General features: G+C 74.3%; 23 protein-coding genes. 13 read left to right on the top strand and 10 right to left on the bottom strand.

All coding sequences use genetic code 11. From position 1 onward, the window contains the following. Positions 1–42: 42 nt before the first annotated feature. The 5 genes from AC0AIB_RS24120 to AC0AIB_RS24100 are packed head-to-tail and all read right to left on the bottom strand — an operon-like array spanning position 43 to position 7,706. Positions 43–1,131, bottom strand: a complete 1,089-nt coding sequence (locus tag AC0AIB_RS24120) for a uroporphyrinogen-III synthase (protein ID WP_328342922.1) — start codon at positions 1,129–1,131, stop codon at positions 43–45. After that, the gene (gene nirD, locus AC0AIB_RS24115; protein WP_328342924.1) at positions 1,131–1,478 is read right to left on the bottom strand and encodes a nitrite reductase small subunit NirD; all 348 of its coding nucleotides are present in this window, start codon (positions 1,476–1,478) and stop codon (positions 1,131–1,133) included. The genes AC0AIB_RS24120 and nirD overlap by 1 nt, the downstream gene beginning before the upstream one ends. Beyond that, complete coding sequence (nirB, locus tag AC0AIB_RS24110) at positions 1,475–4,033, bottom strand: nitrite reductase large subunit NirB (protein WP_465097534.1); 2,559 nt, start codon at positions 4,031–4,033, stop codon at positions 1,475–1,477. The genes nirD and nirB overlap by 4 nt, the downstream gene beginning before the upstream one ends. A gap of 29 nt (positions 4,034–4,062) precedes the next feature. Further along, complete coding sequence (locus AC0AIB_RS24105; protein ID WP_328342926.1) at positions 4,063–5,499, bottom strand: FAD-dependent oxidoreductase; 1,437 nt, start codon at positions 5,497–5,499, stop codon at positions 4,063–4,065. Beyond that, the gene (locus tag AC0AIB_RS24100; protein WP_465097533.1) at positions 5,496–7,706 is read right to left on the bottom strand and encodes a molybdopterin oxidoreductase family protein; all 2,211 of its coding nucleotides are present in this window, start codon (positions 7,704–7,706) and stop codon (positions 5,496–5,498) included. Before AC0AIB_RS24100 ends, AC0AIB_RS24105 begins: the two co-directional genes overlap by 4 nt. Before the next feature lie 150 nt (positions 7,707–7,856). Here AC0AIB_RS24100 and AC0AIB_RS24095 point away from each other — a divergent pair, with 150 nt between their 5' ends. The 7 genes from AC0AIB_RS24095 (at position 7,857) to glmM (ending at position 13,464) form a co-directional block, all read left to right on the top strand. Then, positions 7,857–8,558: a class I SAM-dependent methyltransferase gene (locus tag AC0AIB_RS24095; protein ID WP_465097532.1), complete on the top strand. Its 702-nt coding sequence runs from the start codon at positions 7,857–7,859 to the stop codon at positions 8,556–8,558. A gap of 132 nt (positions 8,559–8,690) precedes the next feature. Then, the gene (locus AC0AIB_RS24090; RefSeq protein ID WP_328342931.1) at positions 8,691–8,948 is read left to right on the top strand and encodes a DUF6364 family protein; all 258 of its coding nucleotides are present in this window, start codon (positions 8,691–8,693) and stop codon (positions 8,946–8,948) included. Further along, positions 8,926–9,231 (top strand): type II toxin-antitoxin system PemK/MazF family toxin, encoded by a 306-nt coding sequence (locus AC0AIB_RS24085; RefSeq protein ID WP_328342932.1) that lies wholly within the window; start codon positions 8,926–8,928, stop codon positions 9,229–9,231. Before AC0AIB_RS24090 ends, AC0AIB_RS24085 begins: the two co-directional genes overlap by 23 nt. A gap of 298 nt (positions 9,232–9,529) precedes the next feature. Beyond that, a complete protein-coding gene (locus tag AC0AIB_RS24080) occupies positions 9,530–10,843 on the top strand; it encodes a nitrate/nitrite transporter (RefSeq protein ID WP_328349034.1) in 1,314 nt (437 codons plus the stop codon). Positions 10,844–11,054: 211 nt separating this feature from the next. After that, entirely contained in the window at positions 11,055–11,498 is a 444-nt protein-coding gene (gene rplM / locus AC0AIB_RS24075) for a 50S ribosomal protein L13 (RefSeq protein ID WP_328342933.1), read from the top strand. A gap of 20 nt (positions 11,499–11,518) precedes the next feature. Further along, on the top strand, positions 11,519–11,992 hold the full coding sequence (gene rpsI, locus AC0AIB_RS24070; RefSeq protein WP_328342934.1) for a 30S ribosomal protein S9: 474 nt from the start codon (positions 11,519–11,521) through the stop codon (positions 11,990–11,992). Between the two features lie 116 nt (positions 11,993–12,108). Then, the gene (glmM, locus tag AC0AIB_RS24065) at positions 12,109–13,464 is read left to right on the top strand and encodes a phosphoglucosamine mutase (protein ID WP_328342936.1); all 1,356 of its coding nucleotides are present in this window, start codon (positions 12,109–12,111) and stop codon (positions 13,462–13,464) included. 69 nt (positions 13,465–13,533) lie between these two features. Here glmM and AC0AIB_RS24060 read toward each other — a convergent pair whose 3' ends face one another. Then, a complete protein-coding gene (locus tag AC0AIB_RS24060) occupies positions 13,534–14,730 on the bottom strand; it encodes a pyridoxal phosphate-dependent aminotransferase (RefSeq protein ID WP_328342938.1) in 1,197 nt (398 codons plus the stop codon). Between the two features lie 44 nt (positions 14,731–14,774). Further along, positions 14,775–15,266, bottom strand: coding sequence for a hypothetical protein (locus tag AC0AIB_RS24055; protein ID WP_328342940.1), 492 nt, complete (start codon positions 15,264–15,266; stop codon positions 14,775–14,777). 863 nt (positions 15,267–16,129) lie between these two features. On the opposite strand from AC0AIB_RS24055, the gene glmS reads away from it, so the two are divergent. After that, a complete protein-coding gene (gene glmS, locus AC0AIB_RS24050; protein ID WP_328342942.1) occupies positions 16,130–18,043 on the top strand; it encodes a glutamine--fructose-6-phosphate transaminase (isomerizing) in 1,914 nt (637 codons plus the stop codon). A gap of 29 nt (positions 18,044–18,072) precedes the next feature. Here the strand turns inward: glmS and AC0AIB_RS24045 are convergent, their stop codons facing one another. Further along, a complete protein-coding gene (locus tag AC0AIB_RS24045) occupies positions 18,073–19,812 on the bottom strand; it encodes an alpha/beta hydrolase (RefSeq protein ID WP_465097531.1) in 1,740 nt (579 codons plus the stop codon). Beyond that, complete coding sequence (locus AC0AIB_RS24040; RefSeq protein WP_465097530.1) at positions 19,809–20,105, bottom strand: hypothetical protein; 297 nt, start codon at positions 20,103–20,105, stop codon at positions 19,809–19,811. Before AC0AIB_RS24040 ends, AC0AIB_RS24045 begins: the two co-directional genes overlap by 4 nt. A 332-nt stretch (positions 20,106–20,437) precedes the next feature. Between AC0AIB_RS24040 and AC0AIB_RS24035 the strand changes: the two genes are divergently transcribed. The 5 genes from AC0AIB_RS24035 (at position 20,438) to AC0AIB_RS24015 (ending at position 25,571) form a co-directional block, all read left to right on the top strand. Next, the gene (locus AC0AIB_RS24035; RefSeq protein ID WP_328342948.1) at positions 20,438–21,907 is read left to right on the top strand and encodes an NAD(P)H-hydrate dehydratase; all 1,470 of its coding nucleotides are present in this window, start codon (positions 20,438–20,440) and stop codon (positions 21,905–21,907) included. 74 nt (positions 21,908–21,981) lie between these two features. After that, a complete protein-coding gene (gene alr / locus AC0AIB_RS24030; RefSeq protein ID WP_465097529.1) occupies positions 21,982–23,100 on the top strand; it encodes an alanine racemase in 1,119 nt (372 codons plus the stop codon). Next, positions 23,097–24,194, top strand: coding sequence for an alpha/beta fold hydrolase (locus AC0AIB_RS24025; protein WP_328342952.1), 1,098 nt, complete (start codon positions 23,097–23,099; stop codon positions 24,192–24,194). The genes alr and AC0AIB_RS24025 overlap by 4 nt, the downstream gene beginning before the upstream one ends. A 70-nt stretch (positions 24,195–24,264) precedes the next feature. Next, complete coding sequence (gene tsaE / locus AC0AIB_RS24020; RefSeq protein ID WP_465097528.1) at positions 24,265–24,747, top strand: tRNA (adenosine(37)-N6)-threonylcarbamoyltransferase complex ATPase subunit type 1 TsaE; 483 nt, start codon at positions 24,265–24,267, stop codon at positions 24,745–24,747. 122 nt (positions 24,748–24,869) lie between these two features. Further along, a complete protein-coding gene (locus AC0AIB_RS24015) occupies positions 24,870–25,571 on the top strand; it encodes a uracil-DNA glycosylase (protein WP_328342956.1) in 702 nt (233 codons plus the stop codon). A 258-nt stretch (positions 25,572–25,829) separates the two neighbouring features. Here AC0AIB_RS24015 and AC0AIB_RS24010 read toward each other — a convergent pair whose 3' ends face one another. Continuing rightward, entirely contained in the window at positions 25,830–26,552 is a 723-nt protein-coding gene (locus AC0AIB_RS24010) for a helix-turn-helix domain-containing protein (protein ID WP_465097527.1), read from the bottom strand. Positions 26,553–26,642: the final 90 nt, after the last annotated feature.

The following is a 26,642-nucleotide window of genomic DNA, read 5'->3' as shown; positions in this document are numbered from 1 at the left end:
CCCGCCCGCGCGACGTGGACCGCGCTCCACCGGACCCCGGCCTCACTCCACCCGGAGCCGGTAGCCGCGCTTGACGACGGTCTGCACCACCCGGGGTGCCCGTAACCCCACCCGTAGCCGGGCCACCGCCATCTCCACCGCGTGCTCGTCGGCCCCCCTGGGCAGCGTGCGCAGCAGCTCGGTGCGGGACAGCACCCGGCCGGGTCGGGCGGCGAGCGCCCGCAGCACCGCCATCGGCGCGGGCGCCAGGGGACGCAGCTCCCCGTCGATGACGGCGGCGTGCCCGCGCAGGGTCAGCAGATGCCCGGCCGCCTTCACGGTGAGGGTACGGCGGGGCAGTTCGTCCACGATGGTGCGGACCAGTGCGCCGAGCCGGGCCCGGGCCGGCGCACTGACCGGCACCCCCCGCCGCACGAGCGGTTCGGCGGTGACCGCGCCGACACAGCTGACGAGCACGTCCCCGCGCAACGCGGCAAGCACCGTCTCGGTGCGGTCGCCGGCGGCCCGCAGCAGCGCCTCCGCCGCCGGGGCGGAGGTGAAGGTGACGGCGTCGACCAGCCGGCCGGCGACCAGGTCGATCAGCCGGTGCAGCGGGGCCGGGTCGGTCGGTGGGGCCCACCGGTAGACGGGCACCTCGATCACGGTGGCTCCGGCGGCCTCCAGCGCCTCGGTGCACTCGGGCTGCCGGTCGCCGTGCAACTGCATGGCGATCACCTGCCCGGCCACCCCGCGCCGGCACAGGTGCTCGACCACCTCCTCACAGCTCTCGGAGACGGGCGACCACTGGTCGTGCAGACCGGCGGCCCGGATCGCCCCGCGCGCCTTGGGACCCCGGGCCACCACGTAGGCCCGGGACAGCACGGCCTTCAACGGCTCGGCCAGCCCCCAGCCCTCGGCCGCCTCCAACCAGCCGCGCATGCCGATGCCGGTGTTGGCCATCAGCACGTCCGGTGGCCGGTCCAGGCAGGCCCGGGTGGCGTCCCGCAGGTCGGTGTCGTCGGCCAGCGGCACGATCCGCAGGGCCGGGGCGAGCACCACCCGGGCACCGCGCCGTTCCAGCAACGCGGCCAACTCGTCGCGTCGCCGGTCGGCGGTCACCCCGATGGTGAAGCCGGCCAGTTCGTCCCGCATCACTCCTCCTGTCGCAGCCGCACCTCGACCAGGCCGTCCCGGCAGCGGACGTCGTACCGGGGCAGGGTCACCCCGGGCAGGTCCAGGCAGAGCCCGGTTCGCAGGTCGTACACCTGCTTGTGCAGGGGTGAGGCGACGGTGGGCGTCCCACCCCGGCTGCCGACGATGCCCCGTGACATCACGTACGCGTCGCTGAGCGGGTCGAGGTTGTCGACCGCGAACAGCTCGTCGTCGATCCGGAAGAGCGCCACCTGCACCCCGTCGACCAGGGCGGCGACGCCCCGCTCGGGTTCCAGCCGGTCCAGCGGGCAGACCGGGGTCCAGTCGACGGTGACCGTGTCGCTCATCGCCGTACCTCCGGCAGGCCGAGGACGACCGGCTGGCGGCGCCGGACGGGTGTCGCTGCTCCGTCGGGCGGTGTGGTGCCGACGGCGGGTCGGTTGTCGCGGGTCGGTACCGGCTGGCCCCGTTCCACCGCGAAGGTGATCGACGGGTCCGGTACGTCGGGGGCGTTGACGAAGGAGGTGAATCGGCGCAGGCGTTCCGGGTCGTCAAGCACGTCGCGCCACTCGTCGGAGTAGGTCGTGACGTGCCGGGCCATCGCCGCGTCGAGTTCCGCGCAGAGCCCGAGCGAGTCGTCGACGATCACCGACCGGAGGTGCTCCAGGCCGCCGTCCATCGCCTCGATCCAGGCGGCGGTGCGCTGCAACCGGTCGGCGGTGCGGACGTAGAACATCAGGAACCTGTCGATCAGCGTGATCAGCTCGTCGGTGGACAGGTCGGTGGCGAACAGGTCGGCGTGCCGGGGGCGGAACCCGCCGTTGCCGCCGAGGTAGAGGTTCCATCCGGTGTCGGTGGCGATGATGCCGAAGTCCTTGCTGCGGGCCTCGGCGCACTCCCGGGCGCAACCGGAGACGGCGGACTTGAGCTTGTGCGGGGCGCGCAGCCCCCGGTAGCGCAGCTCCAGGGCGACGGCCAGGCCGACCGAGTCCTGCACCCCGTACCGGCACCAGGTCTCGCCGACGCAGGACTTCACCGTGCGCAGTGCCTTGCCGTACGCGTGGCCGGACTCGAAGCCGGCGTCGACCAGCCGCCGCCAGATCTGCGGTAGCTGCTCGACCCGTGCGCCGAACAGGTCGATCCGCTGCCCTCCGGTGATCTTGGTGTAGAGCTGGAAGTCGCGGGCCACCTCCCCGATCACGATCAGCTTGTCGGGGGTGATCTCGCCGCCCGGGATCCGGGGCACCACCGAGTAGCTGCCGTCGCGTTGCAGGTTGGCCAGGAAGTGGTCGTTGGTGTCCTGCAACGACGCCTGTTCGCCGTCGAGCACGTGCCCGGTGCCCAGTGAGGCGAGGATCGAGGCCACCACCGGCTTGCAGACGTCGCAGCCCCGGCCCCGACCGTGCTCGGCGACGAGCTGCGAGAACGTCTGGATGCCGCGCACCCGGACGATGTCGAACAGCTCCTGGCGGCTGGCGTCGAAGTGCTCGCAGAGGGCGGTGGACTGCTGTACCCCGGCCGCGTCCAGCAACTGCTTGAGCGTCGGCACGCAGGAGCCGCAGCTCGTCCCGGCCCGGGTGCACGCCTTCAACGCCGGCACGTCGGTCGCCCCGCCGGCGATCGCCGCGTCGATGTCGTCCCGGGTCACCGCGTTACAGGAGCAGACCTGGGCCGCCCCGGGCAGCGCCGTCACCCCGGCCCCCGCCTCGCCGGCCGGTGCCAGCAGCGCCAGCGGGGGAGCGGGCAGCGGCCCGCCGACGCTGGCCCGCAGCGTCGGGTAGGCGCTCGCGTCGCCGACCAGCACCCCGCCGAGCAGGGTCCGCGCGTCGTCGGAGAGGACCAGCTTCGCGTACGAGCGGGTGACCGGGTCGGTGAACGTGACGTCCAGGCAGCCCGGGGTGGTGCCGTGGGCGTCGCCGAACGAGGCCACGTCGACACCGAGCAGTTTGAGCTTGGTGGCGCTGTCCGCGCCGGGGAAGGTGGCCGCGCCGCCGAGCAGCCGGTCGGCCACCACCTCGGCCATCGCGTACCCGGGGGCGACCAGGCCGTGGCAGGTGCCGTCGACGGCCGCGCACTCGCCGACCGCCCAGATCCGCGCGTCGTCGCTGCGGCAGCTCCAGTCGACGAGCACCCCGCCGCGCGGGCCGAGCGGCAGCCCGGCGGCGCGGGCCATCTCGTCGCGGGGGCGGATGCCGGCGGCCACCACCACCAGGTCGGCGTCGACCGTGCCGCCGTCGGAGAGGTCCAACGCGGCGACCGCGCCGTCCGGGCCTGGCCGCAGCGCGGTGGTGCCCACCCCGAGGTGGGTGGTGACCCCCAACTCCTCGACGTAGCGCCGCAGCATCGCGCCGCCCGCCTCGTCGACCTGCACCGGCATCAGCCGGGGCGCGAACTCCACCACATGGGTACGCAGCCCCAGCAGCCGCAGCGCGTTGGCGGCCTCCAGACCGAGCAGGCCGCCACCGATCACCGCCCCGGTAGCCCGGCCCCGGGCGTGCTCCCGGATCGCCTCCAGGTCGTCCAGGGTGCGGTAGACGAAGACGCCGGGCAGGTCGGTGCCGGCCACCGGGGGCACGAACGGGTACGACCCGGTGGCCAGCACCAGCGCGTCGTACGGGTGCTCGCCGCCGGCGGTGGTCACCACCCGCCGGTCCCGGTCGATCCCGGTGACCGGGTCACCGAGACGCAGCTCCACCCCGTCGTCCGGAGTGTGCAGGTTCAGCTCCCCGGCGGACACCCCGTCGAAGAAGGCGGACAGCCGTACCCGGTCGTACGCCGGGCGGGGTTCCTCGGCGAGCACCGTCACCTGCCAGCGCCGGTCGTGGTCGCGGGCGCGCAGCGCCTCGACGAACCGCTGGCCGACCATGCCGTTGCCGACGACGACCAATCGTCCACCGGTCATCGGGTCACCTCCTCGTGGTGTCATCACGGTCATCGGGGCGTCCCCACCGAGTCCACCTCGGACAGCCAGCCGACGATCCCGCCGACGGCCTCCCGGCAGCCGCCGCAGCCGGTGCCGGCCCGGGTCGCGGCGACCACCTCGTCGACCGTCCGGGCACCGGCCCGCCAGCAGCGGACCAGGGTGCCCTTGTCGACGTCGTTGCACTGGCAGACGGTCGTCGCGTCCGGCATCAGCGCCGGGGACGCGGCGGGCGTCGCGGGGGCACTGCCGAGCGACCGGCCGAGCAGCAGTGCCCGCCGGTCGGTGGGGACCGGGCCGCCCCGGTCGAAGAGCTGCACCACCGTGCCGACCGCCGGGTTGTCGCCGAGCAGGATCGCCCCGGTCAGCCGGTCGTGGTCGATCCGCAGCCGGGCGTACGTCCCCCGGGCCGGGTCGGCGAAGGTCAGCTCCTCACCGGGGCCCCCGGTCGGGTCGCCCATCGCGGCCAGGTCGATCCCGGCGGCCTTGAGCCGGGTCACCACCGGCCGGGGCCGGTAGCGGGCGGTGTGGTCCTCGCCGGTGAGCAGCCGGGCCACCACCCGGGCCTGCGCCCAGGCGGGCGCGACCAGCCCGGTCGGGCCGCCGGCGGGGCGGGCGCAGTCGCCGATCGCCGAGATCGCCTCGTCGCCGGTGCGCAGCCGGTCGTCGACCAGCACGCCGCGGTCGACGGCCAGCCCGGCGGCGGCGGCCAGGTCGGTGTCGGGGCGTACCCCGCAGGAGAGCACCAGCAGGTCGGCGGTCAGGCTGGTGCCGTCGGCCAGGTCGAGCCGTACCGCGTCGTCGGCGGTGGCCAGCCCGGTCGCCGGCACGCCCAGCCGGGTGGCGACGCCGAGCCCGGCCAGGGTGTCGGCGAGCACCGCGCCGGCGGCCGGGTCGAGCTGCCGCTCCATCAGGTGCGGGTGGGGGTGGACCACGGTCACCGTCAGCCCCCGGGCGGCCAGGCCGCGCGCCGCCTCCAGGCCGAGCAGCCCGCCGCCGAGCACCAGCGCGCTGTGCGCGGTGCGGGCGGCGGCGAGGATGCGTCGGCAGTCGGCCAGGGTCCGGAAGACGGCCGCCCGTGGCGGCAGGGCGGCCGGGTCGAGGCCGGGCAGCGCGGGCACCACGGCCCGGCTGCCGGTGGCGAGGACCAGGTGGTCGTAGTCGACCCGGTCGCCGTCGGTGGTGTGCACCGTCCGGGCGGCCCGGTCGATCGCGGCGGCCACCACGCCGGTACGCACGTCGGTGCCCTGCCCGGCGACCTCGGCCAGCTCCACGTCGGGCTCGTCGATCTTGCCGGCCAGCAGCGTGGAGAGCATGATCCGGTTGTACGCCCGGTGCGGTTCCGCCCCGAGCACGGTGACCTTCCGGTCCCCGTTGCGGGCGTGCAGCTCGGTGGCGAGCCGGGAGCCGGCCATGCCGTACCCGACGATCACGATCCGCCCGGTCATGCCCGCTCCACCCGGACCGCGCAGATCTTGAACTCCGGCATCCCGGAGACCGGATCGAGAGCGTCGTTGGTGACCGAGTTGGCGCGGGCCGCGCCGGGCCAGTGGAACGGGGCGAAGACGGTGTCCGGCCGGATCGTCGGGCTGAGCCGGGCCGGTGCCCGCAGCTCACCCCGGCGGGAGGCGACCCGTACCTCGTCGCCCTCGGCGACCCCGAGCCGGGCGGCCAGGTCGGGGTGCAGCTCGACGAAGCCGCGCGGGGCGGCCAGGCGCAGCGCGGCCACCCGCCGGGTCTGCGTGCCGGACTGGTACTGGGCCAGCACCCGCCCGGTGGTGAAGTGCAGCGGGTAGTCGGCGCAGACCTCTTCCGCCGCCGGCCGGTGCTGCACCGGGTGGAACCGGGCCCGGCCGGTCGGGGTGGGGAAGGTGTCGGCGAAGAGCCGGGGGGTGTCCGGCCCGTCCGGGTCGGGGCACGGCCAGAAGACCCCGTCGGCGGACTCGATCCGGTCCCAGGTGACCCCGGCGTAGTCGGCGACGCCCCCGGCGGAGGCCCGCCGCAGCTCGGCGAAGACCACCCTCGGGTCGGTCGGGAAGCGGTCCGGGCGGTTCCCGTCGGGGACGCGGCCCGGTCCGGCCCCGTCGCGGGCGTGCTCGGGTCCGGACCCGGTGCCGGGCTGCTCCGGGTCGACGGCCGGGGTGGCGGGGTCGTCGAGGCGGGCGGCGAGGTCGGCGAGGACCGCCAGGTCGGTGCGGACGCCGGGGGGTGGTTCGCGCAGCGCGCGGCGGCGCAGCACCCGACCCTCCAGGTTGGTCATCGTGCCGTCCTCCTCGGCCCACTGGGCGACCGGCAGCACCACGTCGGCCAGCTCGGCCGTCTCGGAGCGCAGGAAGTCGGCCACCACCAGCAGGTCCAGCCCGCGCAGCCGGGACTCGACCCGGGCCGCCCGGGGCGCGGAGACCACGGGATTGGAGCCGAAGACGAGCAGCGCGCGGGGGCCGTCGGGGCTGCCGAGCGAGTCGAGCAGCTGGTAGGCCGGCACGCCGGGGCCGGGCAGCTCGGCGGGGTCGACGCCCCACACCTCGGCGACGTGGGCGCGGGCCGCCGGGTCGTCGATCTTGCGGTAGCCGGGGAGCTGGTCGGCCTTCTGGCCGTGTTCGCGCCCGCCCTGGCCGTTGCCCTGGCCGGTGAGGCAGCCGTACCCGGAGTACGGGCGGCCGGGCAGGCCGAGGGCGAGGGCGAGGTTGACGTACGCGCTTACCGTGTCGACGCCCTTGGCGTGCTGCTCGGCGCCCCGGGCGGTCAGGATGACCGCCGAACCGGCGGAGCCGAGCGCGCGGGCGGTCGCCTCCAGGTCGGCCACCGGCACCCCGGAGAGCCGTTCCACCTCCGCCGGCCAGTAACCGGCGACGGTACGACGTACCGCGTCGAAACCCTCGGTGCGGGCGGCGACGTACTCCCGGTCGATCAGCCCCTCGGTGAGCGCGACGTGCAGCAGCGCGTTGGCGACCGCCAGGTCGGTGCCGGGCAGCGGTTGCAGGTGCAGGTCGGCCTGGCGGGCGGTGGCGGTCAGCCGGGGGTCGACCACGATCAGCCGGCCGCCCCGGGCCTGCTGGTCGGCCAGGTGCCGCATCAGCGGCGGCATGGTCTCGGCCGGGTTCGCGCCGACCAGCAGCAGGGTTTCCGTGTGGCCCAGGTCGGTCAGCGGGAAGGGCAGCCCCCGGTCGACGCCGAAGGCGCGCAGCCCGGCCGCGGCGGCCGAGGACATGCACCACCGGCCGTTGTAGTCGATGTGCCGGGTCCGCAGGGCCACCCGGGCGAACTTGCCGAGGGCGTACGCCTTCTCGTTGGTGAGCCCGCCGCCACCGAAGACCGCGACCGCGTCCCGCCCGTGGTCACGTTGGACGGTGCGCAGCCCGGCGGCGATCCGGTCGAGCGCGACCTCCCAGCTGGCCGGGCGCAGCTCGCCCGACGGGTCGCGGACCAGCGGGGTGGTCAACCGGTCGGGGTGGTCGAGCAGTTCGGCGGCGGTCCAGCCCTTCTGGCACAGCCCGCCGCGGTTGGTGGGGAACTGCCGGGGCCGGACCTCGATCCGGCCGTCGTCGGCGTCCCGCAGGACCATGCCGCACTGGAGCGCGCAGTACGGGCAGTGCGTCTCCGCTTCCCGGGGTTCGGACCCCGTTCGCGTCGCGGCGCGTGCACCGTCTGTCATGTCGGCAAAGCGTGCCGCTGGGCGGTTTCCGACCCGCGTCCCTTCTGTTTCGGTCCTGTCAAGAGCGGCTCACACCGCACGGGGGCACGGGACCGGTCGGCAAGGTCTATGATGTGGGACAGAAATCTTATTATGTGAGAGGGGTGGATCATGGACGTGACGGCGGCCTTCGATGCGGTGGCGGGCTCCTACGACCAGGCCCGCCGCCGGCTCGTCCCCTGCTTCGACGACTTCTACGGCACCGCCGTCGAGGTGGCCGCCCCACCGCTGCGGGCCGCGCTCGCCGCGGGGCGTACCCCCGAGGTGCTCGATCTGGGTGCCGGCACCGGGCTGCTCTCGCTGCTGCTCACCGCAGCGCTGCCCGGGGTGCGGGTGACCCTGGTCGACGGCGCCGCGCGGATGCTCGCGGTGGCCGCCGACGGGCTGACCGCCCGGGGGGTGGCGCACCGCACCGTCGTCGCCGACCTGGCCGACCCGCTCCCCGCCGGGCGGTACGACGCGGTGGTCTCCGCCCTGGCCGTGCACCACCTCGACGACGACGGCAAGCGGGCGCTCTACCGGCGGGCGGCCGGGGCGCTCGTCCCCGGCGGGGTGTTCGTCAACGCCGAGCAGGTGGCCGGCCCCACCCCGACCCTCGACCGCCGCTATGACGACGTCTGGCTGGCGCAGACCGCCGCGCGCGGCTCGGACGCCGACGAGATCGCCGCCGCCCGGAAGCGGATGCAGCACGACCGCCCGGCGTCGGTAACCGACCAGTGCCGGTGGCTTGCCGACGCCGGCCTGGTCGACGTGGACTGCTTCTACAAGGCGTGGCGGTTCGCCGTCTTCGGCGGCCAACGTCCGACCGCCTGACCCGTTCGCCGCCCGACCGCCTGACCCGGCCACCGGCCACCGGCCTGACCCCGGTCGCCGCGCGGCGACCGGTCGGTGGTCCGGCACGCGGACGGGATGACCGCTGGTCATACCGAGGGTACGATCGATGGCATGACTGCCAAGGTGACCCTCTCGTTCTCCGACGAGACGATCGAGGAGGCCCGCCGGTTCGCCAAGCGGGAAGGGCTCTCCCTCTCCGCATGGATGGACCAGGCCGCCCGGGAGAAGGCGCTGCGGGAGGTGTTCACCGCCCACGCCGAGGCGGTCGGCCGGGCCGGGCTCGACCTGGAATCCGCCGCCCTCGCCGATGCCCGTGAGGTGGGCATGGTCACCGACGCGCTCTTCGGTGGTCGCCCACGTGCTGCGTAGGGGAGAGGTCTGGCGCATCGAGGGTGCCCGCGAACGGCTCGGGCTGGTGATCAGCTCCGACGTCTACAACTCCACCGACGTGCCGATCGTGATCGTCGCCGAGGTGGTCGAGACCGCGCTGCTGCGCGACTCCCCGCTTGCCGTGCCGATGGGTGCCAACGTGGTGATGCCCGACCGCCTGTCGGCCCCGATGAAGAAGTGGTTCACCGAGTGCGTGGACGTCGCCGACACCGAGACCATGCAGCACGTCGCCCGCGCGCTGCGCATCCTCCAGGAGCTCTGACCCCCTCACCACCGGTTGCCGGCCGACGTGCGATCTCCGTTTCCGGAACGACCCACGGGGGGCACCGTCGGGAAACCGGCCCTGCCTAGCGTCCTGCTCACATCGATGAGGAGGAGTCGCCGTGAGCACGCTCGCCAGCAGCACCGCCGCCGATCCACCCGCCGCCGGTCCGCAGGTCGCCACCGATCCGCAGGTCGCGACCGACGTCCCGCCGGCCGCCGACCCGCAGCGCGCCGCCGCCGACCCGCAGCGCACCGCAGCCGGGCCGTCGGCCGCTGCCGCCGGAGGGCGGCACCGGATCGACGACTGGCGTCCCGAGGACCCCACCTTCTGGCGGACGACCGGAGCGCCGATCGCCCGCCGTAACCTCTGGGTGTCGATCTTCGCCGAGCACGTCGGGTTCTCGGTGTGGAGCCTCTGGTCGGTCACCGTGCTCTTCCTCGGCCCGGCGTACGGCATCGACCCGGCCGGGAAGTTCCTGCTCACCGCCGTACCGGCCGCGCTGGGGGCGGTGCTCCGGCTGCCGTACACCCTGGCGGTGGCCCGGTTCGGCGGGCGGAACTGGACGATCGTCAGCGCGCTGCTGCTGCTGGTGCCGGCGGTGCCGATGGCGGTGCTGCTGGAGCCGGGGGTGTCGTACTCCACGCTGATGGTGCTGGCCTGCCTGACCGGGGTCGGCGGCGGCAACTTCGCCTCGTCGATGGCGAACATCAACCTGTTCTTCCCGGACCGGCTCAAGGGCCGGGCGCTCGGGCTCAACGCCGGGGGCGGCAACCTCGGCGTACCGGCGGTGCAGCTGGTCGGGTTGGCGGTGCTGGCCACCGCCGGGGCGGCGTACCCCCGGTTGGTGCCGGCGGTCTACCTGCCGCTGATCGTGCTGGCCGCGCTCGCCGCCGCCCGCTGGCTGGACAACATCCCGGACGCCCACAACGAGCCCGGCGCGCTGCGCGAGGCCGCCCGCGACCGGCACACCTGGGTGATGTCGCTGCTCTACGTGGGCACCTTCGGCTCGTTCATCGGCTTCGGTTTCGCCTTCGGTCAGGTGCTCCAGCTCCAGTTCGCCGAGCGGTTCCCCACCCCGGTCGACGCGGCCTGGCTGACCTTCCTCGGGCCGCTCGTCGGCTCGCTGATCCGGCCGCTCGGCGGGCAGCTCGCCGACCGGCTGGGCGGTGCCCGGGTGACCTTCTGGAACTTCGTCGCGATGGCCGCCGGGGCCGGGCTGGTGCTGTACGCCGCCCGGGAGCGGTCGTTCCCGCTCTACCTGGCCGGGTTCCTGGCCCTGTTCGTCTTCTCCGGCATCGGCAACGGGTCGACGTACAAGATGATCCCGGCGATCTTCCGGGTCCGGGCGGCGGCCGAGGCGGAGCTGACCGGCGACCCGGTCGCGGCGCAGCGTCGGGCCCGGCGACGCTCCGGGGCCCTGATCGGCATCGCCGGCGCGATCGGCGCCTCGGGTGGGGTGCTGGTGAACGTGGCCTTCCGGCAGTCCTTCCTCACCTCGGGCAACGCGGACGCCGCCTACCTGGCCTTCATCGGCTGGTACGCGCTCTGCTTCGTGGTCACCTGGGCGGTCTACCTGCGGCCCGGTCCGGGTAAGCTGATCGGTGTGTGACCCTGGTCATGCGACGACACCGCAGGCCACGCCGGTCGGCCCCCCGTTTTGACCAGCCCACGGGGTGCCGGGTATCGTTGCCTGCTGTTGTACGACATCCAGAGGCGTGCCGCTCAGGTACGCTTGGTCGTTCGTGCGCGCTGGTCCGGCCGGGAAGCCTCTGGTCACCTCGGCGCGCGACCCCAGACCGACGACGAGACAAGGTAGACCTGTGCGTACGTACAGCCCGAAGCCGGGTGAGATCGAGCGTCAGTGGCACGTTATCGACGCCTCTGATGTCGTGCTGGGCCGCCTGGCCACCCACGCCGCCACGCTGCTGCGCGGCAAGCACAAGCCGACTTTCGCGCCGCACGTCGACACGGGCGACTTCGTCGTCGTCGTGAACGCGGGCAAGGTGGCGCTGACCGGCAACAAGCGGCAGACCAAGGTCGCCTACCGGCACTCCGGATACCCGGGTGGCCTCAAGCAGATCGGCTACGAGGAGCTGCTGACCAAGCGGCCCGAGCGGGCCATCGAGCTGGCCGTGAAGGGGATGCTCCCGCACAACAAGCTCGGCCGTCAGCTGATCAAGAAGCTGAAGGTCTACGCCGGTGCCGAGCACCCGCACCTGGCGCAGCAGCCGGTGCCGTTCGAGATCAAGCAGATCGCGCAGTGAGCGAGGGCGAAGGAAACAGCATGACCGACATCACCGAGACCGAGGTCGCCCCCGAAGCCCCCGAGGCCACCGAGGCGCCCGCGCCCGTCGCCCGCGCGCCGTATGGTGACCGGCCGATCCAGACCGTCGGCCGCCGCAAGGAGGCCATCGTCCGGGTCCGCATCGTCCCGGGCACCGGCAAGATCACCTGCAACGGCCAGGAGCTCGAGTCGTACTTCCCGAGCAAGGTGCACCAGCAGCTCATCAAGGACCCGCTGGTCACCGCCGAGAAGCTGGAGCAGTTCGACGTCATCGCCAACCTGCGTGGCGGCGGCACCACCGGCCAGGCCGGTGCGCTGCGGCTGGGCATCGCCCGTGCGCTGATCGTCAACGAGCCCGACGACCGCCCGGCCCTCAAGAAGGCCGGCTTCCTGACCCGGGACGCCCGGGTCAAGGAGAGCAAGAAGTACGGTCTCAAGAAGGCCCGTAAGGCGCCTCAGTACTCGAAGCGCTGATCAACTACAGCGCGTTGTACTTCTGACGAACGGCCGGGTCCGCCTCCCCTGCACGGGAGGCGGCCCGGCCGTTCCGCTTTCTCCACTCATCGCAGTTGCACCGGAGGTTCGCGGGTATGGGGCGGTTGTTCGGCACGGACGGCGTACGCGGGCGGGCGAACGTGGATCTCACCCCGGAGCTGGCGCTCGCGGTGGCGGTGGCCGCCGCGCACACGCTGGCCGAGTCGGACCGTAGCCACCCGCCGCTGGCGGTGGTCGGCCGGGACACCCGGGCCAGCGGCGAGATGCTGGAGGCCGCCGTGGTCGCCGGCCTCACCAGCGCCGGCGCGAGCGTGGTCCGGGTCGGTGTGCTGCCCACCCCCGCCGTGGCGTTCCTGACCGCCGAGGCCAAGGCCGACCTGGGCGTGATGCTCTCCGCTTCGCACAACCCGATGCCGGACAACGGGATCAAGCTCTTCGCCGCCGGTGGGCACAAGCTCCCCGACGAGATCGAGCTGCGGATCGAGGCGGCCGTCGAGGCGAACGCCACCACCGCCTGGGACCGCCCGGTCGGCGCGGGGGTCGGTCGGGTGCACGACCTGCTCGACGGCGCCGACCACTACGTACAGCACCTGGTCGGCACCGTGCCGCACCGCCTCGACGGCATCAAGGTCGTGGTCGACTGCGCCAACGGCGCCGCCGCCGAGGTCGCCCCGGTGGCCTACCGGGAGGCCGGCGCCGAGGTGATCGCGATCCACGCCGAGCCGGACGGTCTCAACATCAACGACGAGTGCGGTTCCAACCACCTCGACAGCCTGCGGGCCGCGGTGATCGAGCACGGCGCACACCTGGGCCTCGCCCACGACGGCGACGCCGACCGCTGCCTGGCGGTCGACGCCGACGGCGCGGAGGTCGACGGCGACGAGCTGATGGCGATCCTCGCGCTGGCCCTGCGGGATGCCGGCGGGCTGACCGGGGACACCCTGGTCGCCACCGTGATGAGCAACCTCGGCCTGCGGTTGGCCATGTCCGCGCAGGGCATCCGGCTGGTCGAGACCAAGGTCGGCGACCGGTACGTGCTGGAGGAGCTGCGCGCCTCCGGCCTCGCCCTCGGCGGCGAGCAGAGCGGTCACCTCGTCATGCCCGCGCACGCCACCACCGGCGACGGGGTGCTCACCGGGCTGCACCTGATGGCCCGGATGGCCGCCACCGGCCGGTCCCTGGCCGAGCTCGCCTCGGTGGTCACCAAGCTGCCGCAGGTGCTGATCAACGTGCCGGTCGGCGACCGCACCGTCGGCGCCACCGCACCCGCCGTCCGGGCCGAAGTCGAGCGGGCCGAGGCCGAGCTGGGGGAGACCGGCCGGGTGCTGCTGCGCCCGTCGGGCACCGAACAGTTGGTCCGGGTGATGGTCGAGGCCGGCACCGAGGAGATCGCCCGGTCGGTGGCCGAGCGGATCGCCGACCACGTCCGCACCGCCAGCCCCGCCGCCTGACGCCCGGTGCGGCCTGCCGGGCGGGATGATCGCCGCCGGGCGGGTGACCGGGATGTCGGTGGGGTGCGGTCAGCGGGTGGCGGTCAGGGCGCGCAGCCGGGTGACGGCTTCGGTCAGCACCTCGGGGCGCTTGCAGAAGGCGAACCGGACCAGGCGGCGGCCGGCGTCGGCATCGTCGTAGAAGACCTGGGTGGGTACGGCGACCACGCCGCAGCGCTCCGGTAGGGAGCGGCAGAACTCCAGCCCGTCCCGACCGCCGAGACCGGTGATGTCGGCGGTGACGAAGTACGTCCCCTCCGGGGTGAGTACCTCGAAGCCGGCGTCGGTCAGACCGCCGATCAACAGGTCCCGCTGCCGTTGGAGAGCGTCCCGGAAGCCGGTGTAGTAGTCGTCGGGCAGGGCCAGCGCCACGGCGACCGCCGGTTGCAGCGGTGCCGCGTTGACGAAGGTGAGGAACTGCTTGACCCGCAGCACCGCCGACACCAGCGCGGCGGGGCCGCTCACCCAACCCACCTTCCAACCGGTGCAGGAGAACGTCTTACCGGCCGACGAGATCCGCAGCGTGCGCTCCCGCATCCCGGGCAGGGTGGCAAGCGGCAGGTGCCCGGCGGCGGCGTCGGTGAAGACGAGGTGCTCGTACACCTCGTCGGTGACCGCGTACACGTCGTGCTCCCGGCAGAGATCGGCGACCAGAGTCAGTTCGTCGGGGGTGAAGACCTTCCCGGTCGGGTTGTGCGGGGAGTTCAGCAGCACCAGCCGGGTACGCGGCCCGAACGCGGCCCGCAGTTCTGCCGGGTCGAAGGCGTACCGGCCGTCGTCGGCGGGGCGCAGGGTGACCGGCCGCCGCACCGCCCCGGCCAACGCGATCGACGCGGCGTACGAGTCGTAGTACGGCTCGAAGCAGACCACCTCGTCGCCCGCCTCGCAGAGCGCAAGGATGCTGGCGGCGATCGCCTCGGTGGCTCCGGCGGTGATGACGATCTCGCCGTCCGGGTCGTACCCCAGACCGTGGAAGCGGCGTTGGTGCTCGGCGACGGCGCGACGCAGCTCCGGGATCCCCGGGCCGGGCGGGTACTGGTTGTGCCCGGAGCGCAGCGCCTCCGCGGCGGCGGACAGCATCTCGGGCGGCCCGTCCGTGTCCGGGAAGCCCTGGCCCAGGTTGACCGCTCCGGTCCGGACGGCGAGCGCGGACATCTCGGCGAACACGGTCGTCCCGAACGGGCGCATCCGGGCCACCAGCGGGTCGACATCGGTCGGTGTCGTCACGTCCGTCAGCCTACGGCCCGCCGACCGGGCGGGCAGTGGCCCGGTCAGCGGACCGGTCTGGCGTGGCACTGCACCCGCCAGCCGTCCGGACCCACCGCGTCGGTCACCCGGGGGCGGCCGGTGACCGTGGTGGCGCACCGGAAAGCGCCCTCGTTGCCGACCGTGCGGGCGGCGCTGACCAGCACCCGGTCCGGGTGGTCGGTGCGTAGCTCCAGCCGCCACGGCAGCGGTACCCGCTCCTGCTGGACGAAGGTGCCGGCACCGTCGTAGAGCTGGAGGTCCACCGGGCCGGTGCCGGTCACCTCGTACGTCACGGCGTACCGGCCCGGACCGCTGGCCGGCACGGTGGCGGGCGCGGACGATGGGTACGGCTGCGGGCGCCATCCGGACTCGGGGTCGTCGGGGTGACCGTCGTCGTATGGGTCCCCGGTCGCCGTGTCCGAGCCGATCCCGCCCAGCAGGGCACCGCCCCCGCAGAAGCAGGCGCAGAGGCCGACGACGAGCACCACGACCACCGCGAGCACGATCGCCACCACCTGACCGGCACCGGTGGAGGTTCGCCCACCCGGCGGTGGGTACCCGGGGTGGGCGAACGGCGGCGGGTAGCCCGACGGCGACCAGCCGTGACCGGGCGGACCGCCGGGCGTCGACGGGGGTGCGCCGGGCCAGCCGTGACCGGGCGGGCCGCCGGGAGTCCCGGGGAGCGCGCCGGACCAGCCGACAGGAGCGGGCGTCCCGGGAGCCGGGCCGGGCCAGCTTGCGGAGGGGACCGTGCCGGGCCAGCCGGTGGGAGGGACTGCGCCGGGCCACCCCGAAGGAGAAGCCGTGCCGGGGTCGTCGGCGGGAGGGGGTGGGCCGGGGGGAACCGGGCCGGCCGGTGGGCCGTCGGTCGACGGTCCGCCGGGCCACGGGTCGGGGGCCGCCCAGGGTTGCGGGACCGCGAGCGGGTCCGGAGGGGTCCAGGCGGATGCGCCGGGCGGCGGGGCGGTCGTCGGGTCCGCGCCGGCACCGCCCGGATGAGCCGGTGGAGGGCCACCGCCGGGGCTCGGGATGCCCGGGTCGCCGGCGGGGATCGACGGATCGCCGGCCGGGGGAGCCGGGTCGCTGGGCGGGGTCGGGGGATCGGCGGGTGAGGGCGCGGGGTCGCTGGGTGGGGGCGCGTCGGACATGGTCGCTCCGGGAACGGATGAGGAGGAAAGGGGTGAGTGGGCCGTCCCTGGGACGGTCCAGGGTCGCCGAGAGACTGTCGTACCGCCGGGCGACCCGCAAGCCCGTGCGGTCGGACGGCTGCGGCGCTCGTCCGGTTGTCGCCGGTCGTCGACCGATCGATCAAGTTCGGTGATTGTTTACCCGGCTTCCGCGCACGCATGATGAGCGAAACTGGGTTAGGCTGCGGACCATGTGTGGAATCGTGGGTTACGCCGGCTCGCGCCCGGCGCTCGGCATCGTGCTCGACGGGTTGCGCCGGCTGGAATACCGGGGTTACGACTCGGCCGGGGTCGCGATCGTCTGCGACGACGAGCTGCTCACCGAGAAGAAGGCCGGCAAGCTGGCCAACCTGGAGAAGGTCCTCTCCGAGCGGGCCGCCAGCAACCCGGGGGACTGCGCCGCCAGCCCGGTAGGCATCGGCGACGGCACCACCGGCATCGGCCACACCAGGTGGGCCACCCACGGCGGGCCGACCGACCGCAACGCCCACCCGCACGTGGCCCCCGACGGCCGGGTCGCCGTGATCCACAACGGCATCATCGAGAACTTCGCCAAGCTCCGCACCGAGCTGGAGGACGCCGGCGTCCAGTTCACCAGCGACACCGACACCGAATGCGCCGCCCACCTGCTCTCCCACGCGCTCACCGAGCTGCGGGCGGCCGGCGGGACCGACAACCCGCAACTGCTCGCCGCCGCGATGCGGGTGGTGTGCCGGCGGCTGGAGGGCGCGTTCACCCTGCTCGCCGTCGACGCCGCCATCCCCGGTGCGGTGGTCGGTGCCCGGCGCAACTCGCCGCTTGTGGTCGGTCGCGGTGACGGAGAGAACTACCTGGCCAGCGACGTGGCGGCATTCATCGAGCACACCCGCGAGGCGGTCGAGCTGGGCCAGGACCAACTCGTCCTGATCACCGGCGACAGCATCGAGATCACCGACTTCGACGGAGAACCGGCCACCGGCAAGGACTTCCACATCGACTGGGACTCCTCGGCCGCCGAGAAGGGCGGCTACGACTGGTTCATGCTCAAGGAGATCGAGGAGCAGCCGCAGGCCATCGCGGACACCCTGCTCGGCCGGCTCACCGAGACCGGGGAGATCGCCCTCGACGAGGTCCGCCTCAGCGACCAGGACCTGCGCGACGTCGACAAGATCTTCATCGTCGCCTGCGGCACCGCGTACCACTCCGGCATGGTCGCCAAGTACGCCATCGAGCACTGGACCCGGATCCCGTGCGAGGTGGAGCTGGCCAGCGAGTTCCGCTACCGCGACCCGGTGCTCGACCGGTCCACCCTGATCGTGGTGATCTCGCAGTCCGGCGAGACGATGGACACCCTGATGGCGCTGCGGCACGCCAAGGAGCAGAAGGCCCGGGTGCTGGCCATCTGCAACACCAACGGCTCCACCATCCCGCGCGAGTCCGACGCGGTGCTCTACACCCACGGTGGCCCCGAGATCGCGGTCGCCTCGACCAAGGCCTTCCTCACCCAACTGGTCGCCTGCTACCTGATCGGCCTGCACCTGGCCCAGGTGCGCGGGATCAAGTTCGCCGACGAGGTCGGCGCGGTGGTGGCCCAGCTCCAGGAGATGCCGGACAAGCTGCGCGAGCTGCTCGGCCGGATCGAGCCGGTACGGGAGCTGGCCCGGGAGCTGAAGTCCGAGCCGACCGTGCTCTTCATCGGCCGGCACGTCGGCTACCCGGTGGCCCTGGAGGGCGCGCTCAAGCTCAAGGAGCTGGCGTACATGCACGCCGAGGGGTTCGCCGCCGGTGAGCTGAAGCACGGCCCGATCGCCCTGATCGACAAGGGCACCCCGGTGATCTGCGTGGTGCCGTCGCCGGTCGGCCGGGGAATGCTGCACGACAAGGTCGTCTCCAACATCCAGGAGGTCCGGGCCAGGGGGGCGCGGACGATCGTGATCGCCGAGGAGGGCGACGAGGCGGTGGTCCGCTACGCCGACCATCTGATCTACGTGCCGCGTACGCCCACGCTGCTCGCGCCGCTGGTCACCACGGTGCCGTTGCAGGTGTTCGCGGCCGAGATCGCCGCCGCCCGGGGGCACGACGTCGACCAGCCGCGCAACCTGGCGAAATCGGTCACCGTGGAATAGGTGACTCCGCGTCACCGTCGGTGGCCCGGTCATCGGCCGAGCACGATCCGGGCCATCCCGTCGAGGGCCGGGTTGTCGGGCTCCCAGTAGCCGGTGTGGCCGTCCCGGCTGCTGGGGAAGGTCCGGCCACCGAAGCCCGGATCGCTCGGATCGTGCCCGAACCACAACTGGTGGTCGTCCGGGCGGAGCAGCCAGGCGGCGCTGGCCAGCGGCGAGGTGGCCAGCACCGCCCGGCCGGCCAGGTCACGGGGCGGCTCGACCAGCGCGATCACGTCGTCGCGGGCGGTGCTCGACCAGACCCGGTCCGGGGGCAGCCCCAGCGCCCCGGCCCGGTCCACCCCGACGCCGGGTGACCCGACGAAGGCCAGCGCGTCGGCGGCCAGCCCGTGGTCCCGGGCGGCGCTGCCCACCACCAGCGAGCCGTAACTGTGCCCCAGTACGGTCTGCCGGGCCGCCGGCCCGTCGTGGGTGGCGCGCAGCCCTTCCTGGAAGCGGTGCAGCGCAGGCCCGGCGTCCCGGGCCTGGGCCGGCGAAGAAGCCTCGGGCAGGAAGTCGGGGGCGTCGTAGTCCAGCCAGAGCACCGCCGCCGTCTCCTCGCCGGGAGCGATGACGGTGCACCTGGCCTGCACCCGGGCGGCCCGGCTCAGCTCACCGGGGACGTCGGCGAGGTCGCTTGTCATCCCCGGCACGTAGGTCAGCACCCGACCGGCCCGGTCCGGGTTGCCCAGCGCGACGATCGCCCGTCCGTCGCCGCGCGGGTCGAGCCCGAGCAGGTACGCCCGGGGCGTCGTCGTCGAGGCCAGCCGACCGGCGAGCCCGTCCAGGACGGCCAATGCCCGATCGATCCGTCGCAGACCGGTGCGCTCGCCCGGCCGGTGGCTCGACAGCGACAGCCGTTCGGTCGACAGGGCCTCCCGGTGGCCGGCCAGCAGCAACCGGTTCGCCTGGTCCCGGGCCGCCGCAGGCACCCCGTCGCGCGGGCCGATCCGGGCCGGTTCGTGGAGCACCAACCAGCGCCGCTGGGCCGGGGTGAGGGCGGCCCACCAGGCGCGGACCACCCCCGGGGTGGCGTCGTCCGCCGGTCGGCCCGGTGGTGGCCGCTCGACCCAGCCGGTGCGGGCCGCGCCGGACAACTGGGCCAGCCGGGCGGCGGCCTCCCGGTCGGCCGCGTCGGCCAGCGCGAGCGCCTCCCGCAGCGCCGCCGCCACCTGACCCACCGCCGCCGGCGACCCCACCCCGCCGCCGGCACCGCCCCCGGCACTGGCACCGGCACTGGTCGCGTCCGGGCCGGCTCCGGGGCCGGGAGCAAGGCCACGGGTGTCGACCGCGCCGGTGCCGACCGAACTCCCCGCTGGGGAAGAGCGGGCACCCGTAGCGGCCGGGAGTACCCCCGCCTCGGGGCCGCGCCAGGTCGGCGGGACCGCCCGGACCCCGCCGTGCCGGTCCACCGCCACGCCGGTGCGGTCGGCCAGCGCCACCGCCTCGGCGAGCCGGCCCTTGGCCACCCGGAGCCGACCGGCGAACTCGGCGAGCACCTGATCGGTCTCGACCAGCGCCGGCAGGATGGTGGCCAGCTCCGACCGCAGCCCGTCGAGCCGACCGTCGGCCGCCGTGGCCGCCCCGCCGCGCCAGCCCGCCCGCAGCGCCGTCGCCCGGTCGGCCAGCCCGGCCCGCCGCCGCCCGACGGGCGCGTCCAGCCCGCGCCAGGCCACCCCCGCCGCGTCCCAGTCGCCGGGGGAGGCGGTCCAGAGCTGGGCGTACCCGATCATCGGGGTCGGCCGACCAGTCGCCCGGCGGCCCGGTCGTCGGCCGCCGTGTACGCCTCGGCGGCGGCCCGCAGGGCGGCACCGGTCTCCGCCACCCGGACGCCGAGCGCCCCGTGCCAGGCGTGCACCGCCGACTCGAGCCCGGCCAGGGCGGTGCCGGCCCGCCACCCCGGCGCGGACAGCACCAACCCGGGTCGGCCCACCAACCCCTGCGCCAACGCGTACGCCTCGTCGGCCAGCCCGCCGGCTGTCACCCGCAGCACCGACAGGTCGACCTCCACCGGCTCGTTCGTCATCGCCCGCCTCCCGCGCTGTCGGCTCGCCTCGTCGTCGACCCGCCTCATAGGCGACCCGCACTCTCGTCGGCCCCCGCTGCCGACCGTGGCACCGACGCTAGGTGACCGGGCCCCGGTCGAGCCGGCCCTGTGGACGACGGGCGACGGGCGGAGCCGAGGGTTGTCCACAGGTCTTGCCTGGCGTGCCGCCGGTGGCTAATCTGCCGCCCCGGCGCCGGTAGGGTGATCCGGGCCATGATGGACGCGGGACGCCGACCGCGACGGACGGGTCGTCCCGGGACGGAACGGACGCCGGAGCGGGACAGCCGGTCGGCAGGACAGACGGGGACGGTATGGAACCGGTGTGGCGGGTGGCTGACGTACGCGCGGCGGAGGCCGGCCTGATGGCCACCCTGCCGCCCGGGACGCTGATGCAGCGGGCGGCGGCCGGGCTGGCCCGGCGCTGCGCCCTGCTGCTCGCCGACCGGGGCGGGGTCTACGGGGCGCGGGTGCTGCTGCTGGTCGGCTCCGGCGACAACGGCGGTGACGCGCTGTACGCCGGCGAGCGGCTGGCCCGGCGCGGCGCGCAGGTCTCCGTGCTGCCGACCAGCGACGGGCGGACGCACGCCGAGGGGCTGGCGGCGTTGCGGGCTGCCGGGGGGCGGGTGGTCGACGCCCTGCCCGCCACCGTCGACCTGGTGCTCGACGGGATCGTCGGGATCGGCGGCACCGGCGGGCTCCGGGAGACCGCCGACCGACTCGTCGCCGAGCTGTCCGAGTTGCGGGGCCGCGACGGCGGCCGGGCCACCGTCGTCGCGGTGGACGTGCCCAGCGGGGTGGCGGTGGACACCGGAGACGTGCCGACTGACACCTCCGGCCGGCCCCGCGCCGTGCGGGCCGACGTGACCGTGGCGTTCGGCGCGCTCAAACCGGCCCTGGTGGTCGGCCCGGCGGCCCCGCTCGCCGGGCAGGTCGAGCTGGTCGACATCGGGCTCGGGCCGTGGCTGCGCGGCACCCCCGCGCTGCGGGTCACGCAGTGGTCGGACGTGCGCGACTGGTGGCCCCGCACCGGCGCGGCCTCGGAGAAGTACAGCCGGGGCGTGGTCGGGGTGGCCACCGGCTCGCGGACCTACCCGGGGGCGGCGGTGCTCTCCGTGGGTGGCGCCCTGGCTGGCCCCACCGGCCTGGTCCGGTATGCCGGCGGCGCCCGGGAGGTGGTGGTCCGGCAGCACCCGTCGGTGATCGCCACCGACCGGGTCGCCGGGGCCGGCCGGGTGCAGACCTGGGTATGCGGTTCCGGTCTGGGCACCGACGAGCAGGCCGGCGCGGAGCTGCGCGCGGTGCTGGCCGCACCGGTGCCTGTGGTGCTCGACGCGGATGCGCTGACCCTGCTGGTGGACGGCTCGCTCGCCGACCGGCTGCGCCACCGGGACGCCCCGATCGTGGTCACCCCGCACGACCGGGAGTTCACCCGGCTGTGCGGCGAGGAACCGGGGGCCGACCGGGTCGCCGCCGCGTTGCGGCTGGCCGCCTGGATGAACGCGACGGTGCTGCTGAAAGGGGACCGCACGGTGGTCGGCACGCCGGACGGCCGGGCGTACGTCAACCCGACCGGTAGTCCCGCGCTGGCCACCGGGGGCACCGGGGACGTGCTGGCCGGACTGCTCGGTTCGCTGCTCGCCACCGGACTGGCCCCGGAACGGGCGGCGGCCGTCGCGGCGTACCTGCACGGGCTGGCCGGGCGGGAGGCGGCCCGCGGCGGTCCGGTGACCGCGCCGGACGTGGTGGCCGCGCTGCGCCCGGTGGTGGCCCCGCTGCTCTGACCGGCCCACGGGGTGCGGCGGCGCTGGTCGGCGTCCACCGACCGGGTGATCACCGACGCAAGTAGGCTGGGCGTATGTGGCAGGCCGAGGTGCGCGTCGATCTCGACGCGATCCGTGCGAACGTGGCCCGGCTCCGGGCGGGCACCAGCGCCGAGCTGATGGCGGTGGTGAAGGCCGACGGGTACGGCCACGGCATGGTCCCGTCCGCGCGGGCCGCGCTCGACGCGGGGGCGGACTGGCTGGGGGTGTGCACCCTCGACGAGGCGTTGACCCTGCGCCGGGCCGGGATCACCGCGCCGGTGCTGGCCTGGCTGCTCGACCCGGGGCTGCCCCTGCACGAGGGGGTGGCCGCGGGGGTGGACCTGGCCACCGCGAGCCTGTCCCAGCTCGACGAGATGGTCGAGGCGGGTCGGGTGGCCGACCGCCCGGCCCGGCTGCACCTGAAGATCGACACCGGCCTGGCCCGGGGCGGGGCCACCGTCGCCGATTGGCCGACCCTGCTGGAGGCCGCCGCGAAGGCCCAGGCCGACGGCCTGGTCGAGGTGGTCGGCGTGTGGAGCCACTTCGTGTACGCGGACTCGCCCGGCCACCCCACCACCGACCGGCAGCTGGCGGTCTTCCACGAGGGGCTGGCCATGGTCGAGCGGGCCGGGCTGCGCCCGCGTTACCGGCACCTGGCCAACTCGGCGGCCACCCTGACCCGGCCCGACACCCACTTCGACCTGGTCCGGCCCGGGATCGCCGTGTACGGGCTGTCGCCGGTCGCCGGTCAGCAGTTCGGGCTGCGTCGGGCGATGACCGCGCGGGCCCGGGTGATGCTCACCAAGCGGGTCCCCGCCGGCACCGGCGTGTCGTACGGCCACACCTACGCCACCGAGGACGAGGCGAACCTGGCGGTGGTGCCGCTCGGCTACGCCGACGGGGTGCCCCGACACGCCTCCAACGTCGGCCCGGTGCAGCTCGGTGGGAAGCGACGCACCATCTCCGGCCGGGTCTGCATGGACCAGTTCGTGCTCGACTGCGGCGCGGACGAGGTGGCCGCCGGTGACGTGGCGACCCTCTTCGGCAGCGGCGACGACGGGGTGCCCACCGCCGACGACTGGGCCGAGGCGGTCGGCACGATCAACTACGAGATCGTCACCCGGTTCGGCGGGGTCCGGGTGCCCCGGGTCTACGACGGCGAGCGGTCGTGAGCGCCGTCAGCCGGTTCCGGGTGCCCCGGCCGAGGACCGCCGCCGGGAAGGTGGCCGGCGTGGTCGGGGCGGCGGTCGGGGTGGCCGCCGCCGGGCTGGCCGCCGGGGTGGCCACCGAACGCGCCCTGGTCCGCCGGCTCAAGGCCGACCCCGCCGACCCGTACGCGGGGGAGGACTTCGGCGCGCAGCGCTACGACGAGGCGTACCGGCTGGAGTTGCCGGACGGCACCGACATCCACGTCGAGGTGGTCGAGCCGACCCGGCCGGTGCCGGGGCACCCGACGGTGGTGCTGGTGCACGGTTTCTGCCTGGACATGGGGACGTTCCACTTCCAACGCCAGTTGCTGGCCGACCGGGGCGACTACCGGATCGTCGCGTACGACCAGCCGGGGCACGGCCGGTCGGGCCGGTTGGAGACCGGCGAGTACGACCTCGCCGCGCTCGGGCACACCCTGCGCAAGGTGATCGACCGGACCGCCCCGGAGGGGCCGTTGGTGCTGGTCGGCCACTCGATGGGCGGGATGACCATCATGGCGTTCGCCGAGGCGTACCCGGAGCTGTTCGGTGACCGGGTGGTCGGCACGGTGCTGATGGCCACGTCGGGCGGGTTGCTGGCCGAGACGAAGCTGGTCGCGCCGGCCCTGCTCGGCCGGGTCGGCTCGCCGGTGCTGTTCATGATGAGCACCACCACCAGGTACGGCGGGATCGTCATCGACCGGGCCCGGAAGTCCACCGCCAACGTGGCCTGGCTGCTGACCCGGCGCTACGGCTTCGGCACCCCTAAGCCGAGCCCGGCCCTGGTGTCGTACGTGGAGCGGATGAACTCCCGGACGTCGGCCGACACGGTGACCCGCTACCTGCGTACCCTGGCCACCCACTCCCGGTTCCCGGCGCTTGCCGCGTTGAGCGGCACGCCGGTGCTGGTCGTGGTGGGCGACAAGGACATGATCACGCCGGTGGTCCACTCCGAGGAGATCGTCCGCCGGCTGCCGCACGCCGAGTACGTCAAGATTCACAATAGTGGGCACGTGGTGATGCTGGAGCACGCCGACGAGGTCAACGCCGTGCTGGAACGCTTCCTGGAGGCGCTGTGAGCAGGCTCGTGGTGTCGGCGCGCGGCCCGGCACGGGTCGCTGCCGGGCCGGGCCGATTCGGGGAGGCCTGGTGACCGTGACCGGCACGCTGCCGACGGTCGAGGACACGCACGCCTTCGGCCGTCGGCTGGCCGGGGTGCTGCGCGCCGGTGACCTGTTGCTGCTCACCGGCCCGTTGGGCGCCGGCAAGACCGCGCTCACCCAGGGCATCGGTGCCGGCCTGGGTGTACGCGGTGACATCACCTCGCCGACCTTCGTGATCGCCCGGGTGCACCGACCCGACCCGGCGCGCGGCGGCACGGTGGCCCTGGTGCACGCCGACGCGTACCGGCTGGGCGACGCGACCGATCCGCGTGCCGAGATCGACGACCTGGACCTGGACGCCTCGGTGGACGACTCGGTGACCGTGGTCGAGTGGGGTGAGGGCCTGGTCGAGCAGTTGGTCGACGCCCATCTGCGGGTACGCCTCGACCGGCACGACGACGACACCCGGGTGGTCGAGTTGGAGCCGGTGGGCGGGGACTGGGCGCAACGGCTGAACGCCCTGGGCTGAGCTGCTGCCCGGCCGGACCGCCCTGGTCTGAGCTGCTGCCCGGTCGGGCCGGACCGCCCTGGGCTGAGGGGTGTCGTACCCGCTGCCTAGAGTGCCGGGGACTTCGTTGCGAAAGGTTGCCGATGCCCGACGACACCCCCACCCTCGACCTCTTGGCACTGCTGCCGCAGGCGTGGCGTGCCGTGCTCACCCCGCACCTGGACCCGGCCCGCACGACGGCGCTGGCCGAGTTCGTCGCCCACGAGTACGCCACCCGGACGGTCTTCCCGCCGCTGGACGATCTCTTCTCCGCCTACCGGCTGTGCGGTCCGGAGCAGTGCCGGGTGCTGATCCTCGGTCAGGACCCATACCACAAGGCGGGGCAGGCGCACGGGCTGAGTTTCAGCGTGCGGGAGGGGGTGTCGGTGCCGCCGTCGTTGCGCAACGTCTTCAAGGAGTTGGGCGAGGACGTGGGCGTGCCGAAGCCGCGCAGTGGCAACCTCGACGGTTGGGCGGCGCAGGGTGTGCTGCTGCTCAACGCGGTGCTCACCGTCCGTGAGGCGAGCCCCGGCTCGCACGGCAACAAGGGGTGGGAGGAGTTCACCGACGCCACCATCCGCGCCCTGGACGCCCGCGACGAACCGGTGGTCTTCCTGCTCTGGGGTGGTTACGCCCGCAAGAAGGCGACGCTGGTCACCAATCCACGGCACGTGGTGCTGGAGGCCGGTCACCCGAGCCCGATGAATCCGCGCGGGTTCCTCGGCAGCCGCCCGTTCAGCGCCACCAACAAGGCCCTCGCCGACGCCGGCCTGCCCCCGATCGACTGGGAGCGCTCGGCCGGCTGACCCGCCCGCCACCTACTCGCGTCCGCCGCCCGCCGCCCGCCACCTACTCGCGCCCGCTGCCCGCTGCCCGCTGCCCGCTGCCCGCACATCGCCGGCTGCCGCTGGCGGCGTGCGGTGGCGGCGTGCGGTGGCGGCGTGCGGTGCTGCATCACGGCGACGGCGTGGCCGCCGGAGTCGTGGCCGTGCTGGGGCGGCTCGCCGCCGGTCGAGCGGTGGGCGCTGGCATGGCGACCCGGGCTGGAGTGGCAGATTGGCGGCCTACCGCAGGCTTCGAGGGGCAGGGCTGGTGGCTGTGCGTTGGCGGTGTCGGCGGAGCAGCGTGGCGGCCTGCGGGTCGGTCAGCTCCACCGTGACCAGCGGGACCACCCGGTAGCTGCGTTCCCCGTGCCGTACCTCGATCGCCTCCGGAAACTCGTCGCACATCTGGGCGCGGATCTCGCCGTACCGGGTCATCCAGTAGTGCTCGCCTGGCTCCTCCGGTTCCAGGTACAGGCCGCCGAACTCACGCCACCTGGCGTTCCAGCGCTGCCCGTAGGCGGCGGTCAGCCAGGCGGTGAACCGGGCGGAGTCGCGCCACCGGACGGCGATCTCGACCGCGTCGACCGGCACCGGGGCGCCCTGGAGCAGTGCGGCGGTGCTGCCGGTCAGCAGGTGGGGCAGGTCGCCCAGCCGATCCAGCAGCCGATCCAGGCCCAGTTCGTCGATCCGGTCGTCGAGCGACCGCGCGGCGAGGGCATCCATCCCGGCGTCGAGATGGCTGTCGAGCTGCTCGGCGGTGACGGCGAGTTGCAGGCCGAGGGCGGTGAAGAGGCGCTCGATCAAGGAGAGGCTCGGTACCCGTCCGCCGCGTTCGACGCGGGCCACCGCACTCTGACTCGTCCCGGCCCGGTCCGCCAGTTGCTGCTGGGTGAGCCGCTGGGCGCTGCGTTCCCGGCGCAGGATGGCGGCGATCTCCGTGGTGAGGCGACTACTCTCAGGCATCTCCGCATGATGGTGTAGTGGAAGTGAGCGGTATGCCTGTCCGTCATATTTATGACAGACAGGCATACCGCTCTCCGTGGGGTACAACAC

It is taken from the genome of Micromonospora sp. DSM 43699, assembly GCF_055517075.1.
This window is presented reverse-complemented; position numbering and strand designations above follow the sequence as displayed.